Origin of the sequence: Photobacterium angustum, assembly GCF_003026365.1 — a bacterium.
Taxonomy (GTDB): Bacteria; Pseudomonadota; Gammaproteobacteria; order Enterobacterales; family Vibrionaceae; genus Photobacterium; species Photobacterium angustum.
This window is the reverse complement of sequence record NZ_PYOM01000024.1, coordinates 1-16,931: the sequence shown is the minus strand read 5'-3', so window position 1 is coordinate 16,931 and position 16,931 is coordinate 1. Positions and strand designations below refer to the sequence as shown.

Sequence of the window (16,931 nt, the reverse complement as noted above, 5' to 3'; positions counted from 1 at the left end):
ATTTTGAACCAATATCAAACTCAGTTTAATATCATAAATAAAAATTATATTTAATGTTTTTTATTGGATTAGATAACTGTGGTGGAATGGGAGTCACTCTTTTTTTATATGTTTTTTGATTTAAAACAATAAAATTATTTATAATTTTTATCTGTTAATACTCGTTAATATTAATAATGTAATAATACATAAAATACAGATAAGAAAGTTATCCAAAGTAGATGGCTGTATTTTAGGTGTATGTTTAATATAGGCGAAAAGTATGTCAATTTATATCGTTTGTAGCAAAGAAATACTTTTAGTTTTAGCTTGTCCATAATGAGCGATAGCAGACTGTGTATATATTAAACCGTGGGAAAATAAAACTATAAGTTATCGGTTGTTGCTTGGTATGAAATCTATTACTAACTTAAGACGTAGAAAAATTTTAGAATATATTCAGAGTAATCAAAGAGGAGAAGTCAGCTACTTTGCACAACAGTACAAGGTATCTGAAGTGACGATTCGTAATGACCTTAATAGATTAGAAAGAAAAGGTTGTTTGACACGTTGCTATGGTGGGGCAAGATTAAATCGTCAATTTGTTTTTGAGCGCCCGTTTGGTGAAAAAAAACAAATGCAATGTAAAATCAAAGCTAAGCTAGGTGAATATGCGGCTTCACTTATCAATAACGGTGATAAAATTATTCTTGATTCCGGCTCTACGCTTGAGCAAGTTGCTCTAAATTTAGATGATAAAAACGATTTAGTCGTTATGACGAACGGTATAAATATCGCCTATCACCTTGCAAATAAAAACAATTTATCCGTGATGCTTACCGGTGGATTTATGCGATCTAACTCTTATTCCATTTGTGGTTCGATGGGAGAAGAGTTATTGTCTGAATATCACTTTAATACATTCTTCCTAGGGGTCGATGGCTTTGATAAATCTCTTGGTATAACAACACCTCATCAAGCTGAAGCTAATATAAACCGAAAAATGCTTGAAGCTGCTCAAAATGTTATTGCTGTAACTGATTCGTCGAAGTTTAACCGACAGAGCTTTTGTATGATAGCACATCCAAAGCAATTGAATATGCTAATTACAGATAGTGGAATCCCGCAGGATTATTATAACGAGCTTACTACCCAAGGTATTGATGTTCGGATTGTTGATTAACTCATATTAGTCATTATAGGGAGCTCATATTGCTCCCTTATTTTAATAACAAAAATTAAAAATGTGATGTTAAACCGTGCGTAAATCGAAAGTATAACGAGTATTTATTTTTAAAGAACTTTCATTTCTTTAAAATACTTACTGATTTCAGTGCATTTTTATAATGTAGATCTATGAAGAAGGCTTTCACTTTTGATTGAATAGATACTTTTTATTGATAAATTTAAAAGCTTACAATTGTGATCTTAATTTCATTTTTATTTTAAACTAATTGATTAAATAGATGTATGTACAAATACATAATTTATCTATTTTATTAATTGTGGCTGTGTTTAATTGAAACTAATCATCTTAAAAATACATATGGTTTTATAAAAATATAATTAGGGTAATATAATGAATAATAGAAAATTTATTTTATCTACTATAACAATGGCATTATTATTAAGTAGTCAAATGAGTTATGCCGAAGACTTCACGCTTCATAGTGATAATTTAAATGTTGTAGTATCTGGAGACAAGGCGAATTTTACGGATGTAAAAATAGAAAACTTACAAACAAAAGATACGATTACTACTGACAACCTATTTTATCTTCAAATTAGTGACAATAATATATTAAATTCAAGCGATTTTACTGTTGATCAAATCACTCAAAAGAGTGATCAGATTACTATATCAATGTCGAGTAAGAACTTTGAAGTCACGAATATACTCGCTCTTCACGAAGGTAAATATTTAACATATGACTTTAGTATAAAAGCTAAGTCTACACCTCAAAAAATTGATTCTATTACGCTGTTGCCTTTTCACACTCAAGCGCCATTTGTTGATGGTGCTATTGAGAGTTCACCAATAATCAGTGATCATTTCGTTATTACGCCTCAGAATCCATTAGTGACAACAAGAGCTTATGAAGGGGGGGTGACGCAAAATCTCGTTACTAAACTACCAATTAGGACGGATGTTTCATTACAAAGCCGAACTTATATCAGTACTTTTGAACAAGGACAATTGAGAAGAAACTTTAACGAGTTTCTTAATTTAACGCGAAAGCGTCCATATGCTCAGTATCTGCATTATAACTCATGGTTAGATATAGGCTTTTTCACGCATTATAATGAAGCTGACGCTCTTGATCGTATTGAAAAATTTGGTCATGAACTAATTGAAAAGCGCCATGTCGCTATGAGTGGTTTTTTGTTGGATGACGGCTGGGATGATCGCTCAGGATTATGGAACTTTAGTCAAAACTTTCCTCATGGCTTTACAAAAATTAAAGATAAGGCACATAAGTATAATGCTGAATTAGGTGTTTGGTTATCACCATGGGGAGGATATAACACCCCACTTCAAGAGCGTGTTTCTCATGCAAAAGAAAATAAGCTAGAAACCATTAATGGTAAGTTTGCTTTATCTGGCCCTAATTATTACGAGAACTTCCACAATAAAATTATTGATTTAATTTCCAAACAAAATGTCAGTATGTTTAAGTTAGATGGCACTGGAAATGCGAGTAATGTTATAGAAGGGAGTAAGTTTACTAGTGATTTTGATGCTGCCATTCATTTAATAAATGATATGTCGGAAGCCAATAAAGACTTATTCATTAATTTAACCACAGGTACCAATGCTTCCCCATCGTGGTTGTTCTATGCTGATTCTATCTGGCGCCAAGGTGATGATATTAACTTTTATGGGGAGGGAAGCGATGTTCAAAAATGGATTACCTATCGTGATGCCGAAACTTACCGCTCTATTGTTAAGAAAGGTCCATTATTTCCACTTAATTCGTTGATGCTACATGGTATTGTGTATGCGAAAAATGCCAAACATCTTGATAAGCAATCAGCACAAGACTTTAATGATCAAGTTTGGAGTTACTTTGCGACAGGGACGCAGCTTCAAGAGTTATATATAACCCCAGACTTATTGACGAAAAATAACTGGGATGTATTAGCAACAGCTGCTAATTGGGCAAAAAACAATACAGATGTCTTATTTGACAGCCACTGGGTTGGCAACGATCCAACAAGCCTTGATGTTTATGGCTGGGCGGCTTGGTCAAAAGATAAGTCGATAGTGACGTTGAGAAACCCATCTAATCATAGTCAATCTTATTACTTAGATCTTAAGCATGACCTAGAGTTACCTAATGGTGTAAGTGATCAATTTAAGTTAACAACAGCTTATGGTGAAAATAAGTCAATTCCGTTAACTTACTCTCATCCTGTTGTTGTGACACTAAAACCGTTACAGACAATTGTATTAGAAGCGACGCCAAGTTAAATGTTAAGTCTATAAAAAGTCTAAGGGTCATTCATTGTGAATGGCCTTTTTATTTTTAAAGATAGATAACTCGATGAGTATGAGAAGCGGGTTATAGTTAATCTATAATGTTAGAATCGAACTTTTACTTTTGTTTGTAGCACGATATTTATGTGTTGTGATTTTTACCGCAATATTAATCGTGCCATTCCATCTTATTTATGATTTTTTTGCTTTTAAGTTTTCTTATTAGCATCAAAATCACAAATACACTTATTTGATTGATATATTTTCTGTGAATGTGTTTTTATATTCCGCAATGGCATTGCTTGGTGTGGTAAAGAGAATGTTGCCACAATAGTACTGTGATTTAAGTATGAATAGGTGCTTTCAGAGAATATTATTCTGGTGCCTAGATTTATTAATTTTTAATAATGTGCACTTGTATGTGATGCTTATATTAGTAGGGAAACTAAATGAAAAACACCGAGATCGATATGATCGGTATATACATGAAGGAAATATCTAGTAAACCACTTCTCACTAAAATGGATGAAATTCATTACAGTCGAAAATACTTGCGTGGCGATAATCAAGCCAAAGAAAAGTTAATCGAATCGAATTTAAGATTAGTAGTGAGTATTGCCAAAAAGTATCGTGCAGCACACTTATTATTAGGCGATATGATTGATGAAGGTAACTTGGGATTAATCACTGCAGTAGAAAAGTTCGATCCAGAAAAAGGATTTCGCTTTTCAACTTATGCTACATGGTGGATTAAACAAAACATTGAACGTGCTATTCATAATCAAAATAGAACCATTCGCTTACCCGTACATGTGTCTAAAGAAATTAATGGGTTGCTTCGTACACACCGAGATTTAATGAAAAAACAAAACCATGAACCAACGCATGAAGATATAGCTCAACAACTCAACAAAGAAACTCATGACATCTCAACATTGTTTTCTTATGAACAAAAGATCGTTTCATTAGATCAAACCATTGGGGATGATGAAAGTACAGGTACCATCGCGAGCCTCGTGGTTGATGAACAAATACCGTCACCTTCTCATATTGTAGAAGAAAACAGTATGGTCAATTTAGCCGAGGACATATTAAACAAAATAAAGCCAAGAGAGCGAGAGATTCTGTGTCGTCGGTTTGGAGTGATGGGGTATGAACCTCAAACATTACAAGAAGTTGCACTTGCGCTTGGAATAACCCGAGAGCGAGTAAGACAGTTACAGGCGAAATCTTTGGAACGGTTAAAAATGAACTTGACGTATGATAACTACGATTTCGATATGTTATTTTCCGCTACCGCATAGAATGAATATTGCGATGTTCTCTCTATATACTGACGCGCTTTATTCATCTAGTCGTGGCAGTAAATATACGTTGGCAGTTATGTAATATTTTCGTTATACCTTGTGCTGAAGTAAACAACGGACATGTATTTGTACAGTTACAATAAAAGGAAAACCATCCGTATCCGTTGCAAAGTTGTAATTATTTACCATACCGATAAGGGTATATTGGTTATTTAGCGGCGGGGAGTAAGCATGGATGACCAATGGTTACCTGATGGTTGCCGTTGGTTAATCTCAATGATTGGTATTGTCGATATTATTGTTCTTTACTGTTTTTCTCGGCTGTTTCCATTAATTTCATCGAGTCTTTGTAATCGCTAAATTTTGTTGGCTCTGTTAATTTCAAATCTTTTTTCATTGATGTACTGAAAGCACCGTCTTTTAGGATAACGGATAGTATGCTGTAGGCGGGAATAGTGACTTTGTTCGTACCATCAAGATCTTGAAGAAAAGCACCAGATTTCGTGTAAGCGATAAATTGTTGGGGATAGTCTTCAGTGCTGCCATGCGGTAGGCGAAGGTTAATAGTAATCATGGGTTGTCCTTAAATTTTATACGTTATTTGGGATATGAATAAACGTAGAGGTTGGCTGATTGAGCAAGGTAATGTTTAAGAGATAAATTTCGCACTAGCTGTTGAAATGTCTTTCATCTGGCGACATACCAAGATTTAATGTCTGGTAGCATTTGTGTAGATTTAAAAACATACCTTCCTGTTCTATCTCTTTTGTCATTAGCTCTCGTAAGCTTTCTAACGTGTGGTTATCTTGTACTTCTATCGTGTAAACATCTTTTTCACCCATGCGCTGTTTGGCCTTTTTTGAAGGTTCATTAGCTATTTCTACTTTGTGAATTTTGACACCAAGCTTTGACAAAAAGGCTGGGATAGTCGCAGTACCGCAAATACATTCAGATCGAAAAGTCATTAGTTTCATGGTGTCGGCACTCAAAAGTAAAAGTCAGTCTAATGTTGAAACGCTGTAAGAGAGTGGATAGGAAGCTTACTGCTTTGAAAGGTAGTAACAATAAAGGATAGTTAATTTTTATTATGATCCTGATTTTATACAGCGTTCTGCGCTTGCAAAAAGGTTATTACATATCGTCTGTTGTTTATTATGTTCAGTTGTTCCTACTATTAAGGAATCCAGCACTTCTTTGGCTTTATGGTAGTCTTCAACGATAAGAGCAAATCGATCTTCAAAAGCATTTTTTCTTATTTTTTTTCCAGGTTTCTTTCCAGATTTACGCATCATAATCTCGCTATATTAGAGGTGTAGTGCAAAGACAATCATCTAACTCAGTAATGAAGAAAAGATATTGCAGAATAGATGTGATGAATTAAATGGAAGAGAAACAGAGAAGCTTTTTAATAGAATATTTAATTAATCGTTGTTTTGCATCGGCTATTGTACAGGTTATTTAAATAATAGATATAAAAATAAATTTAATTAATAAATGTCATTAAAATCATTGGGTTGAGTTTTATTTTTGGTTTTTGATAAAATAAACGTATACAGCCTATCGATTTAGTGTTCTACTGTAATGGCTCTGTTGTTCAGAGTTATTAATGAAACATCAAGTAAAAGTAAAACCCTCAGAATATCTTCGTTATTGTTGCCATCCTCTGTGTTTCCCTTAGCTTCTTCGTCACATCGATAATTCAGACTCTTAGTACTTCGCATTTGCGATATTTTATGAATTTATTTAAGGGACACATTATGTCTAATAAGAATACTGGTTTAGTTAAATGGTTTAACGAAGATAAAGGTTTTGGTTTTATTACCCAAGACAATGGCGGTGCAGATGTATTTGTACATTTTCAAGCTATCGTTTCTGAAGGCTTTAAGACATTGATGGATGGTCAAAAGGTTTCTTTTGATGTCGAACAAGGTCAAGAGGGTCTTCAAGCTTCAAATGTCGTTGCTTTATAAGGCTTTCTAAAGGGTAGCATTTTATTGCCGCCCATTATCGAACACTAAAAATATTGCTTTTATCATTATTCTATTTGTTTCTATTATTTCTCTATGAAGTTTAGATAATACTTAAATAATAATTATAGTAATAACTTAAAATAAATAGGAAATATAAATGTCAGTATATAATATTATGTACATTAATGATTTAGATAAAATAATCAAATCTGAAACTGTTTTTATGAAATGTTTAAGAGGTGCGAAAGTATCATCATCTTCTTTTGCTCCATTTTTTACTGTCAAAATTGAATTGAGAGATATTGTCGGTAAATTATTAGCGACTAAAGAAAATAATGCTTGGGTTAATAATGATAAATAGACAAAAAACAACTAAAAAAGAGCTGAAAAAAGCACATCATTTAGGTGTGGTTAGAAGAAGAATTGAAGATATACATGATCGCATGGTTTGGAGCAAATTGTGGGATAGCCCTTAAAGGCCGCTAGAAATAGTGGTCTTTTTATTTATCAGTTATATTCTTAAATTCTCTGTTGATCCTCATCCTTTTACTTCACTTCACTTCACTTCACTTCGCATAGCCTCAAATTCATACTAAGAAAGCACGAGATACGTGATCTTCTAAACATCAGTTTAGTAGTACTGTGGCTATTATCGGTACTTCGACGTGCCAGTTAATAGTTGGGAAATTTTCTTCTACTCATTAGTCATCACTTCAGCAGAAATAACAATATTCAATTAATTGGTAAACGTTATTGCCTTTTACTATCGCACTGAGAATCATTTTTAAAATATAACTAGGTGTGCTTTATAGTGATACCGTATCTACCAGAAATAATGGTATTATTTTTGCTAAATTTAATTGAATGGTGATTTCTTATCAAAATAAGTCGCATTTTGATAATTTAAAAACCATTTTCAAATTAAATAAACAATGTGTTTTAATATGTTTTATTTCGTCTTTCTTTATTTTTTGAAAGTGTCTCATAAATAAGAAAATATGAAATTTAACTCAATTTCTTGTCTATCTTAAATAAGATATATTATTATTTTATCTTAAAAGGCTTTAAATTTTTTTACTCAGTTGTTGGATGATAAATAAGTTGGTCTTTATAGTGATCAAATTAAAAAATTATTCGTACTTCACTTAATAGAGTGTATTAGTGTTTGAAATTTTTATTTCAAATATCCCTAAACCGATAAACACTTTTATCAAAATTTAAGGAAATGGTTATGCTAAATCCTAGTGACTTTGTAGGAGTCAGCTTTTGGCTGATGTCAGCAGCCATGATGGCTGCCACGTTCTTTTTTTGGGTTGAGCGAGATAGGGTTGTTGGTAAGTGGAAAACATCCCTCTCGGTCGCGGCAATGGTAACGGGTATTGCTTGCCTTCACTACTTCTATATGCGAGGAGTGTGGGTTGAAACAGGGCAAAGCCCAACCGTATTTAGATATGTAGATTGGCTCCTCACTGTACCGCTTCAAATCATCGAATTCTTCCTCATTCTTGTCGTCATTGCCGTTGTTCCTACCTCTTTATTCTGGCGTTTACTCATTGCAAGTATTGTTATGCTTGTCGGTGGTTATCTTGGCGAGGTGGGTACCTTAAGCCCAATGGTTGGCTTTGTTATAGGTATGATTGGTTGGCTCTACATTATCTATGAAATTTTCATTGGCGAGGCGAGTACTATCAATGCAAATAGTGGGAATGAAGCCAGTCAAAGCGCTTTCAAAGCATTACGGCTTATCGTCACTATTGGTTGGTCAATTTATCCTATTGGTTATCTCGTTGGTTACTTTGGAGATGGCGGAAACGTTGCAATGCTCAATCTCATTTACAACCTTGCTGACTTTGTTAACAAGATTGCATTTGGTGTTGTTATTTGGGCGGCAGCAACAAGAGATGCAGACAACGCAAGAGCTTAATTCATCTTCATTTTAGTAAGAGGGCATTTGTCCTCTTACTATGGAGGATACTATGTATAAGATCTCGAAAACTGATGAAGACTTAAAAGTCGTTATACCTGATAATTTCTCACAACAAATCAATCAGTTGATGTTTGAATTATGCAAGCATTCTGGCCCAGTAACACTTTCATACTTACGTTATCATCAGCAATCTGATGGAAGCCAGCGTCGCGCGAAAATTTGTTATATTACTGCGGTTTCTTTAGGTTTAAATGCGAATACGGCAAAACTTTTAGCGGTTACCGTTGAGCTATTACACAATGCTTCTTTAATCCATGATGATGTACAAGACAAAGACCAACAAAGGCGAGGTCAAGATGCGTTGTGGGTTAAAGCTTCTGTGGAAGAAGCAATCTGTTTAGGTGATACCCTCATTGTTGCGGCCTATCATGCGCTGTCTAAAATAAACACACCTGCAAACAGTCATCTTCAAGCGACGGTGTGTCGTCGTGTCATGGAAACCATTAGAGGGCAGATGGAGGATCTATCACCTCAACTGCCATTAACCGAACAATCATATACGCTTATTGCGACCAATAAAGCAGCGCCATTGCTCAGTCTATCTGTTGAATTACCGGCTCTATTAGCTGGAGAACCGTCTTTGGCCAAAGCCTTATCTAATGCTGCAAGTTCCTTCGCACTTGCCTATCAATTCTATGATGATCTTTGTGATCAATCACAAGATGCTACAAATCAAGAACCCAATATCGTCAACATACGCATTCACGAATTAGCTGGAAGTCTTAACGCAAGCGATGAAGATATTGGAACCGCTAAGGATGATATTAAAAGAAAAATATTAATACTCTTAGATCAAGCTACCTCTTCATTGGCTCCATTACCTATAGAAGCCACCGTTATCTTGCAGCAAACGATCAAGGAATTAAAAACACGTATAGAGGGATAACTTATGAAAGTTGTCGTAATGGGAGCGGGATTTGGAGGCATCGCCTCTGCGTTAAGGGCAAGAGCACTGGGCTTTGATGTTGTTTTAGTCGAAAAAAATCAACAGATTGGTGGTAGAGCTCAAGTCTTTAACGTCGATGGTTATCGTCATGATGCAGGCCCCACTGTGATTACTGCTCCTTTCTTGTTTGATGAATTATTTGCACTATTTAATCGTGAACGTGCTGACTATATCGAATTCACACCATTAAAAGTATGGTACCGATTTGTCTTTGATGATCTCAGTACATTCGATTACGGTGGTAGTCAACATGATATTGAAACCGCAATCGGCAATATTGATCCGAGTGACGTTCAGCATTATAGAAGTTTATTGCAAGAGTCTAAGTCGATTTACCATGTTGGTTTTGAACGGTTAGCGGATAAACCATTTCATCGAATGGCTGACATGATGAAACTGCTACCCACGATGATCAAATTAAAAAGTTACCGTTCAGTATGGCAGCTCGTTAGTAGCCATATGCAAAATGAAAAACTGAGACAGGCATTTTCTATCCAGCCTCTACTGGTTGGAGGTAATCCTTTTGATACGACCAGTATCTATAATTTAATACATTTTTTAGAAAGAAAGTTCGGCATTCATTTCGCAATGGGGGGAACGGGTGCACTGGTAAAAGCGTTAGAAAAGTTAATGATTGAGCAAGATATTGAAATCATTACCAGTAACTCTGTTGAGCTGATCGAAACTAAAGATAACTATGTTAAGAGTGTTACCTTACAAGACGGTACTAATCTACCTTGTGATCATTTGATATCGAATATCGATCCTGCTTACCTTTATGGAAAATTATTAAAAAAAGAAAGCAGCATAGTAGCTACGGCAAGAACAAAATTGGCTCGTAAATCGATGGGCTTGTTTGTCTTGTTTTTTGGCACTGATAAACAATATTCAGCTGTAGAGCATCATACGATTTTACTTGGTAAACGTTTTAAAGGGTTATTAGACGATATTTTTAAACATAAAGTGCTCACTGACGATTTTTCTCTTTATCTTCACCGTCCTACTGCAACCGATCCTTCTTTTGCTCCACAAGGGCATGACAGTTTTTATGCTCTCGTACCTGTACCAAATTTAGATGGCGGTCAAAATTGGAAAGAAGATGGTGAGAAATTAAAAAAGCGGGTCATTAAACGTCTATCTCAAACTGTCTTACTAGATTTAGAGAGCCATATTCAGTCGGTTTTTTACATGACACCTGAGGATTTCAAAGATGATTATTTAAGTCCTTCAGGTGCTGGTTTTTCAATTTCACCGCACTTTTATCAATCGGCGTGGTTTCGATACCATAATAATGGTGAAGGCTTAAATAACTTGTCTTTAGCTGGTGCGGGAACACACCCTGGAGCTGGATTACCAGGAGTATTAAGTTCAGCCAAAGTCGTCGAATCGTTGTTAAAGCAAAAGTATGGCAAGGTGGGGGGAAGTCAATGACGGATTTTTCCCAATCTACTATCGTCTCACAGTTGTCAGTTGCCTTTTTGCAAGGTGGTCATAAAGTGACGGCAAAGCATGGTAAGACATTCTATTTTGCTTCGTTATTTATGGGAAAACGCCATGCGGAGCGAAGCTATTGCTTATACCAATTCTGCCGATACCTCGATGATTTAGCTGATAATCAAGGGAACTCCTCTTCTAAACTAAACCAGTTTCGACAACGCCTTATTGAAAATAAAACTGAACGCGATACGGTCTTTCTCACAGAATCATTTGAGCTTCCTATTAATCCCATTTTGGATTTGATTGACGGCTTCTTGTTTGATCAAAACGAACCTGCTATTGATTCGAAAAGAGAATTACTGACGTATTGTTACCGAGTTGCAGGCACCGTTGGCATTATGATGTGTCACGCTTTAGAGGTCGATGATAGAGCTGCTTTTAAATATGCTATCGATCTTGGCATCGCGATGCAGTTAACGAATATCGCTAGAGATGTTTTTGAAGATGCGCAGCTAGGGAGGAGATATGTTCCCTCTACTTGGTTACATGGTATGGCTCCCTTAGAAATCGAGCAGGCGCCTTCACACCATTGCGACATTTTTCATGCAAGGAAAAAGCTCTTATCGTTAGCAGAGCAATACTACAGCAGTGGTATGTCGGGTTTATCTTATTTGCCTAAACAATCAAGGCTATCCATTTATATTGCCGCCAAATGTTACCAAGCGATTGGGTTTCAAATAGAAAGAGAGCCTGATTTTACTGTAAGAGCAACGGTCTCTATGGCTAAAAAGTGCTCGTTGACGGCGAAGTGTATACTTCACTTTATATTGAGTAATGGAACCAGACGTTGGCATCGTCCTCATGATAAAGGTTTGCACACCAATATCGTCAATGTTTTAGGACTCTAGACTCAGGGAGAGTGAACAAAATGAAAGTCAATGTTGCAATACTTGGTGCAGGTTGTGCGGGCTTGGCGCTTGCTCGTTGCTTAAAGGAACAAGGATTTTCTGGGTCGTTACTATTACTGGAATCAAGACAATGCTACGAAAATGACAGAACATGGTGTTATTGGGCTAAACCAGATAGCCAATGGCATAAAATGGCTCAATATCGTTGGCAACAATGTCTGTTTTCATCGTTAAATGATGCACAACATATTCATTATTATGACTCGACTTCATATTGTTGTCTCCCTGCTGAAAACTACTACGACTTTTGCTTACAGCAATTGGATTCGGCAAATGTATCGTTAAAAATGGAAGTTGAAGTTGCCTCTGTTTCGCCAACTCGCTCCCAATCTTGGTTGGTGGAGACAACAGCTGGTAATTTAGAAGCTGATATCGTTATTGATACTCGCCCAAGACCTTGTGAAGCAATACTTTATCAGTCATTTTTAGGTTATGAGGTGACGTTATCCCGTCCTATATTCGCGCCTGATACTGTAAGGCTAATGTGTAATATGCATGGCGATAATCAATGCATGCGTTTTTATTACATTCTTCCTTTTTCTCCTTGGCACATATTAATTGAGCCCACGGTTTTTCATCGCTACCCTCTAAATCCCGATTTGTTGAAAGATGACCTTCAATCAGCGCTCCGAGCAGAAGACATTGAAATTGAATCGATTATCCGTCGTGAATCAGCCATTTTACCCATGGGGCAGACACATTTAGAAGGATCTGTATTGGTTAAAGGGGGGATTGCTGGTGGTGCATTAAGAGCCAGTTCTGGCTATGGTTTTTTGCGAATCCAAGCATGGGCATTGGCTTGTGCACAATCCATTATTACTAAACAAAAAGCGTTTTCACATCAGCAGCATCACCTGCAGGCTAGAATGGATCACTTGTTTTTAAACGTCATTAAGCATAATCCTGTGGATGGGCCAGACTACTTTATTCGAATGGCAAGCCAGTTAAACGGTGACCAATTTTCTGCATTTATGAGTGATGAAGCTGGTATGAAAGAATGGATGCAAGTGATCAGTGCTTTACCAAAATGGCCGTTTATTAAAGAGGTCATGGCTGGTGGTTAAAGCGGATTGGAACAGTGCGATAAAGCAGAAGCCTGTATGCTTTTTGCTGTGTGCGCTTCCACTGGTTTTACTTGTTGAGCATTGGGCGATGTTTTGGCCTGTAATGTTAATTGTTTTGTTCATCGGCCTGCCACATGGTTTGCTTGATCCTTGGATTGCTTTAAAAAGCGTGTCATTAAAAAAGACGTCGACATGGCTGTTTTTGCTTGGCTATTTAGTCTTGTCTATCGTGGTCTATTTAGGGTGGGTTATCTCACCCTTACTTTCTTTTGTTCTGTTTTTGTTGGTATCGGCATACCATTTTGGCGCCGATTGGGGAGAGCAACCAACGAGATCAAGGTTTCAATGTATTGGTTTGGGGGGCATCATCATAGCTCTGCCAGTCATTTTCCATCCTGCAGAAACTATGAGACTTTTTTTATTACTGACAGGGTATGACTTCTCTGACGTAATGTGGTTATTTGTGGTGTGGTGTGTCGTCGGTACTACTTTTCTGTTGCGTCGACCTAATAAAGCCAATCTTGTCGAAGGCCTACTGTTAGTAATTATTAGTGCTGTAGCATCGCCGTTTATTTATTTCGCTTGTTACTTTTGCCTACTTCATAGCTATCGTCATTATGCTGAATATTTGCCACGTATTGTCACCAGACAAGATTTTTCTATCCGATTTGTATCTTTGTTATTAATAATGACTTATCTATTCTTCATTGGTTTGTTTCTCTCCTTGGAGTCAATTGGTCCCGTTGAAGATAAATCATTACAAACATTGTTTTGGGGGCTTGCTTCGCTAACTGTTCCCCACATGTTTGTTATCGCACTTTCAAAAGGTAAAAAGAGCTGATGAATCGTCATGCTATTGATTATTTCTCTTCGAGCTTAAAAAGCTTACCGCTGTCTGTCGAAAAATAGAGATAACCATCAGGGCTAATTGTGATATCTCTGATACGTTCACCGAGTTCTCCCATTAATCGAGAAGATTCAGTTAGCTTACCGTCTTTAATTGTTACCACATTAATGTGAGCCAATTTAAGCGCGCCTGCTAGGATTTTTCCTTTTAAGGAAGGGTAATGACTTCCCCTGTAGATCACCATGTTGCTTGGTGCTATTGAAGGGATATAGACCAGTTTCGGATCTTTCATTTTAGGCAATGACGTTGCTTCACCCACTGCGATTGGGCCCCAATATTCTTTGCCATGAGATACCTTTGCCCAGCCGTAGTTAGCCCCTTTTTTAATCAAATTAATTTCATCACCACCACGAGGCCCATGCTCAATTGACCAGAGCTGTTTTGTTGATTTGTCATAAAACAGGCCTTGAGGATTCCTGTGTCCGTAACTCCAGATTTCAGGTTTTCCTTTATTTTTTTTAAAGGGGTTATCTGTTGGAATAGAGCCATCGAGGTTCAAGCGAATAATAGAACCAGCATGAGTTTGAAGATCTTGTCCATTGTCACGTACACCACGATCACCAATTGAGAAGTAAACCTTATCATCAACAAATGCAATACGGCTACCAAAGTGACGACCAGTGCTGGTTATGGCATCGGCAACGAAAACATCTTTCCAGCCTTCTAGTTTATTATTTTGTAATTTAGCTGTGGCTAGTGCGACGGTGGTGCCTTTTGGCGTCGATTTACTATAGGTAAAGAAGAGTATTGGGTGCTTTACATCTGAATTAGGCGCAAGCGCAACATCCAATAAACCACCTTGACCTTGACTATCAACGTCTGGAACTTTGAAGAGTATCTGTTTATTACCAGAGGTAATATCGAGTAATGAAACAGTGCCATTTTTTTCATTTACGATAGCTTGTTTTTCATTAACAAATTCCACTCCCCAAGGGATTTGAAAGTTATTCGCAATTTCTATTGCGTTGTACTGGATTGAATATGCAGATAGAGAGATACATGCAAGTAATATGACAGCTATTGCTTTCATGGCTCATTCCTTTGATATGTCTTTTCTAATTAAAATTTAGCATTCAATATCGCTATTCCCAATTCCCAATTCGGATAAGCCATTATTTTTAATAATGATAATTCGCTGTAGTTAGCGTTACTAGCCAGTTAAAATCATGGTATTACACCGAGCTTACTGACGCCCATAATACCATTAAAGACTAGTGGTATTATGGGGTGTAATATGACTAGTAATCATCGTTAGAATATATCATCGAGAAAAAAGACTATTAATAAGGTTTATTAACCAAGTTAATAACATCATAAAATAAGATGAAAGTGGGTTTGATGAAGATTCATTATTTGGATTAGATGTCGTTGTTTCACTGTTGTCGGTATCAGACGATTCATTGAACTCTCCAGTCGTATCAGGTTGTTCATCATTTGGAGTAACAGATTCACTATTATTTTCAGGCTCAATAGGTCGATTGAAGATCACTGATACAACAACACCGGGTCTATCACTGAATAAATAATTATATTCTTGACCCAATAAGGTAACGACCTCCCCGTTATCAATCATTGTCCCACAGCGTAGAATATCGAGCGGATCATTTTCTCCGTCAAGTAAGCTACACAAATCGTGTTTCCAGTTTTCGTTCTCGTAGTAATAAAGTGCGTTTGAATAAACTCGACCATCAACAGAAACTTCTAGATTGACCGATTCATAGGATGAAATGTCATACTGTTCTGGGGTGAATGAATTAACTTGTGTCCAAGTAGTCGCCTCAGTTAAATTATTAATCTTTTCACAATCACCGCATCCTAATTCAAAATTAATTCCCTGTTTCAGTGCTTTAATCGCATTGAACTTTCCATCAGAGAAATCATTTAAATGAGTTTTAGAGATGACTTGAGATAACATAATAGCAGCATCATTTCTTTCTACTACTCGTGGCGAGTAACTTTCAAAGCCCAATAATGTTGCGGCATCAGATGCTGTAATTCTAAAATCAGGTAATGTAAACAAAGTATATTCATCATACATACCTTTTTTTAAATAATAAGTTACCTCACCCGTGTTAGAAATATGTATTCCTGCAGTTATCCATCCCGATAATGGTTGATAGCTATTTAGAAACCTCACATCAAAGGGACTTCCTTTAGGTATTCGGACATGAAGTCTATCCTGATAAATCCAAAGACCCGGATAATGATCTTTTAGTTGATTATTATTTAAGCTCTTCACTGTTAGTCTAAATGATGTAACTCGAGAAGCCTCGCCTAAATAGACTTGTCCATAAAAGTAAGGATTGTCTTCCTTTACCCAAGGTTTACCATAAAAGAAAAAATCATCTTGTCCATCACTATCAGTAACAGCATATAGATTGCTTTCTGCCGCTTTAGGATGTAAGGCATACCACGCTTCATTCCGATTTTTACTTGCAAACACTAACGCATGTTGCTCAGTGTTCGGAACTATTTGAGAAACAATATATTCAGGAGCACCTCTCTGAGTGCCTGATAAACCAAAACCTTGACCAGCCCAGCCCTTAGAATATGAAAAAGAATCACCTATAAAATCTGTTGAGTAATCAACCTCTTTAATTTGCGTTCCGGCAGGATCGTTTTTAAAAGAATCGTATGATTGAGAATAAGATAAAGAAGAAAGGGCGAGTATTGGAATTGCAATGATAGAACCACGTAAACTAAAAAGCATAATATCTCCAGCCTTAAGATAGAAAAATTAAATGCACCAAAAATAAGACCGTAGATTTGAAAATATAATTTCAAAAATTATTAAAATTAATTATTAATCTGAAAATTGAAAAGTATATTGTCATAAAATAAAGACATTAATGTAAGTGTATTAATATTATGATTAATGCATATAATAT

16 protein-coding genes are annotated in these 16,931 nt (G+C 36.2%); 11 read left to right on the top strand and 5 right to left on the bottom strand.

Annotated elements, in window-relative coordinates; genetic code table 11:
• Window positions 1–391 precede the first annotated feature (391 nt).
• From agaR to CTN01_RS19840, 3 genes are all read left to right on the top strand, one after another.
• Window positions 392–1,162 (top strand): transcriptional repressor AgaR, encoded by a 771-nt coding sequence (gene agaR / locus CTN01_RS19850; protein ID WP_045149256.1) that lies wholly within the window; start codon window positions 392–394, stop codon window positions 1,160–1,162.
• 396 nt (window positions 1,163–1,558) lie between these two features.
• Window positions 1,559–3,451, top strand: coding sequence for an alpha-galactosidase (locus CTN01_RS19845; protein ID WP_045149257.1), 1,893 nt, complete (start codon window positions 1,559–1,561; stop codon window positions 3,449–3,451).
• Between the two features lie 455 nt (window positions 3,452–3,906).
• Window positions 3,907–4,761: a sigma-70 family RNA polymerase sigma factor gene (locus tag CTN01_RS19840; RefSeq protein WP_045083635.1), complete on the top strand. Its 855-nt coding sequence runs from the start codon at window positions 3,907–3,909 to the stop codon at window positions 4,759–4,761.
• A 298-nt stretch (window positions 4,762–5,059) separates the two neighbouring features.
• Here the strand turns inward: CTN01_RS19840 and CTN01_RS19835 are convergent, their stop codons facing one another.
• From CTN01_RS19835 to CTN01_RS19825, 3 genes are all read right to left on the bottom strand, one after another.
• The gene (locus tag CTN01_RS19835) at window positions 5,060–5,338 is read right to left on the bottom strand and encodes a hypothetical protein (protein ID WP_045149258.1); all 279 of its coding nucleotides are present in this window, start codon (window positions 5,336–5,338) and stop codon (window positions 5,060–5,062) included.
• A 94-nt stretch (window positions 5,339–5,432) separates the two neighbouring features.
• Window positions 5,433–5,738 carry a hypothetical protein gene (locus CTN01_RS19830; protein WP_005363821.1) on the bottom strand — a complete coding sequence of 102 codons (306 nt, stop codon included), beginning with the start codon at window positions 5,736–5,738 and terminating at the stop codon, window positions 5,433–5,435.
• A 111-nt stretch (window positions 5,739–5,849) separates the two neighbouring features.
• Window positions 5,850–6,056, bottom strand: a complete 207-nt coding sequence (locus CTN01_RS19825; protein WP_373455423.1) for a hypothetical protein — start codon at window positions 6,054–6,056, stop codon at window positions 5,850–5,852.
• 465 nt (window positions 6,057–6,521) lie between these two features.
• On the opposite strand from CTN01_RS19825, the gene cspE reads away from it, so the two are divergent.
• The 8 genes from cspE to CTN01_RS19785 all read left to right on the top strand — a co-directional run bounded on the left by cspE (window position 6,522) and on the right by CTN01_RS19785 (window position 13,977).
• Entirely contained in the window at window positions 6,522–6,734 is a 213-nt protein-coding gene (cspE, locus tag CTN01_RS19820) for a transcription antiterminator/RNA stability regulator CspE (RefSeq protein ID WP_045149259.1), read from the top strand.
• A 157-nt stretch (window positions 6,735–6,891) separates the two neighbouring features.
• Window positions 6,892–7,095 (top strand): hypothetical protein, encoded by a 204-nt coding sequence (locus CTN01_RS19815; protein WP_005363826.1) that lies wholly within the window; start codon window positions 6,892–6,894, stop codon window positions 7,093–7,095.
• A gap of 870 nt (window positions 7,096–7,965) precedes the next feature.
• Window positions 7,966–8,658 (top strand): bacteriorhodopsin-like, encoded by a 693-nt coding sequence (locus tag CTN01_RS19810; RefSeq protein WP_045127923.1) that lies wholly within the window; start codon window positions 7,966–7,968, stop codon window positions 8,656–8,658.
• A gap of 52 nt (window positions 8,659–8,710) precedes the next feature.
• Window positions 8,711–9,607: a polyprenyl synthetase family protein gene (locus CTN01_RS19805; RefSeq protein WP_045149260.1), complete on the top strand. Its 897-nt coding sequence runs from the start codon at window positions 8,711–8,713 to the stop codon at window positions 9,605–9,607.
• A 3-nt stretch (window positions 9,608–9,610) separates the two neighbouring features.
• Window positions 9,611–11,098 carry a phytoene desaturase family protein gene (crtI, locus tag CTN01_RS19800; RefSeq protein WP_045149261.1) on the top strand — a complete coding sequence of 496 codons (1,488 nt, stop codon included), beginning with the start codon at window positions 9,611–9,613 and terminating at the stop codon, window positions 11,096–11,098.
• Window positions 11,095–12,012, top strand: a complete 918-nt coding sequence (locus tag CTN01_RS19795; protein ID WP_052666664.1) for a phytoene/squalene synthase family protein — start codon at window positions 11,095–11,097, stop codon at window positions 12,010–12,012. The genes crtI and CTN01_RS19795 overlap by 4 nt, the downstream gene beginning before the upstream one ends.
• Window positions 12,013–12,032: 20 nt before the next feature.
• Window positions 12,033–13,136, top strand: a complete 1,104-nt coding sequence (locus tag CTN01_RS19790; protein WP_045083641.1) for a lycopene cyclase family protein — start codon at window positions 12,033–12,035, stop codon at window positions 13,134–13,136.
• The gene (locus tag CTN01_RS19785; RefSeq protein ID WP_107188363.1) at window positions 13,129–13,977 is read left to right on the top strand and encodes a Brp/Blh family beta-carotene 15,15'-dioxygenase; all 849 of its coding nucleotides are present in this window, start codon (window positions 13,129–13,131) and stop codon (window positions 13,975–13,977) included. Before CTN01_RS19790 ends, CTN01_RS19785 begins: the two co-directional genes overlap by 8 nt.
• 19 nt (window positions 13,978–13,996) lie before the next feature.
• Here CTN01_RS19785 and CTN01_RS19780 read toward each other — a convergent pair whose 3' ends face one another.
• On the bottom strand, window positions 13,997–15,073 hold the full coding sequence (locus tag CTN01_RS19780) for a PQQ-dependent sugar dehydrogenase (RefSeq protein ID WP_045149262.1): 1,077 nt from the start codon (window positions 15,071–15,073) through the stop codon (window positions 13,997–13,999).
• 231 nt (window positions 15,074–15,304) lie between these two features.
• The gene (locus CTN01_RS19775; protein ID WP_045149263.1) at window positions 15,305–16,753 is read right to left on the bottom strand and encodes a hypothetical protein; all 1,449 of its coding nucleotides are present in this window, start codon (window positions 16,751–16,753) and stop codon (window positions 15,305–15,307) included.
• Between the last annotated feature and the right edge of the window lie 178 nt (window positions 16,754–16,931).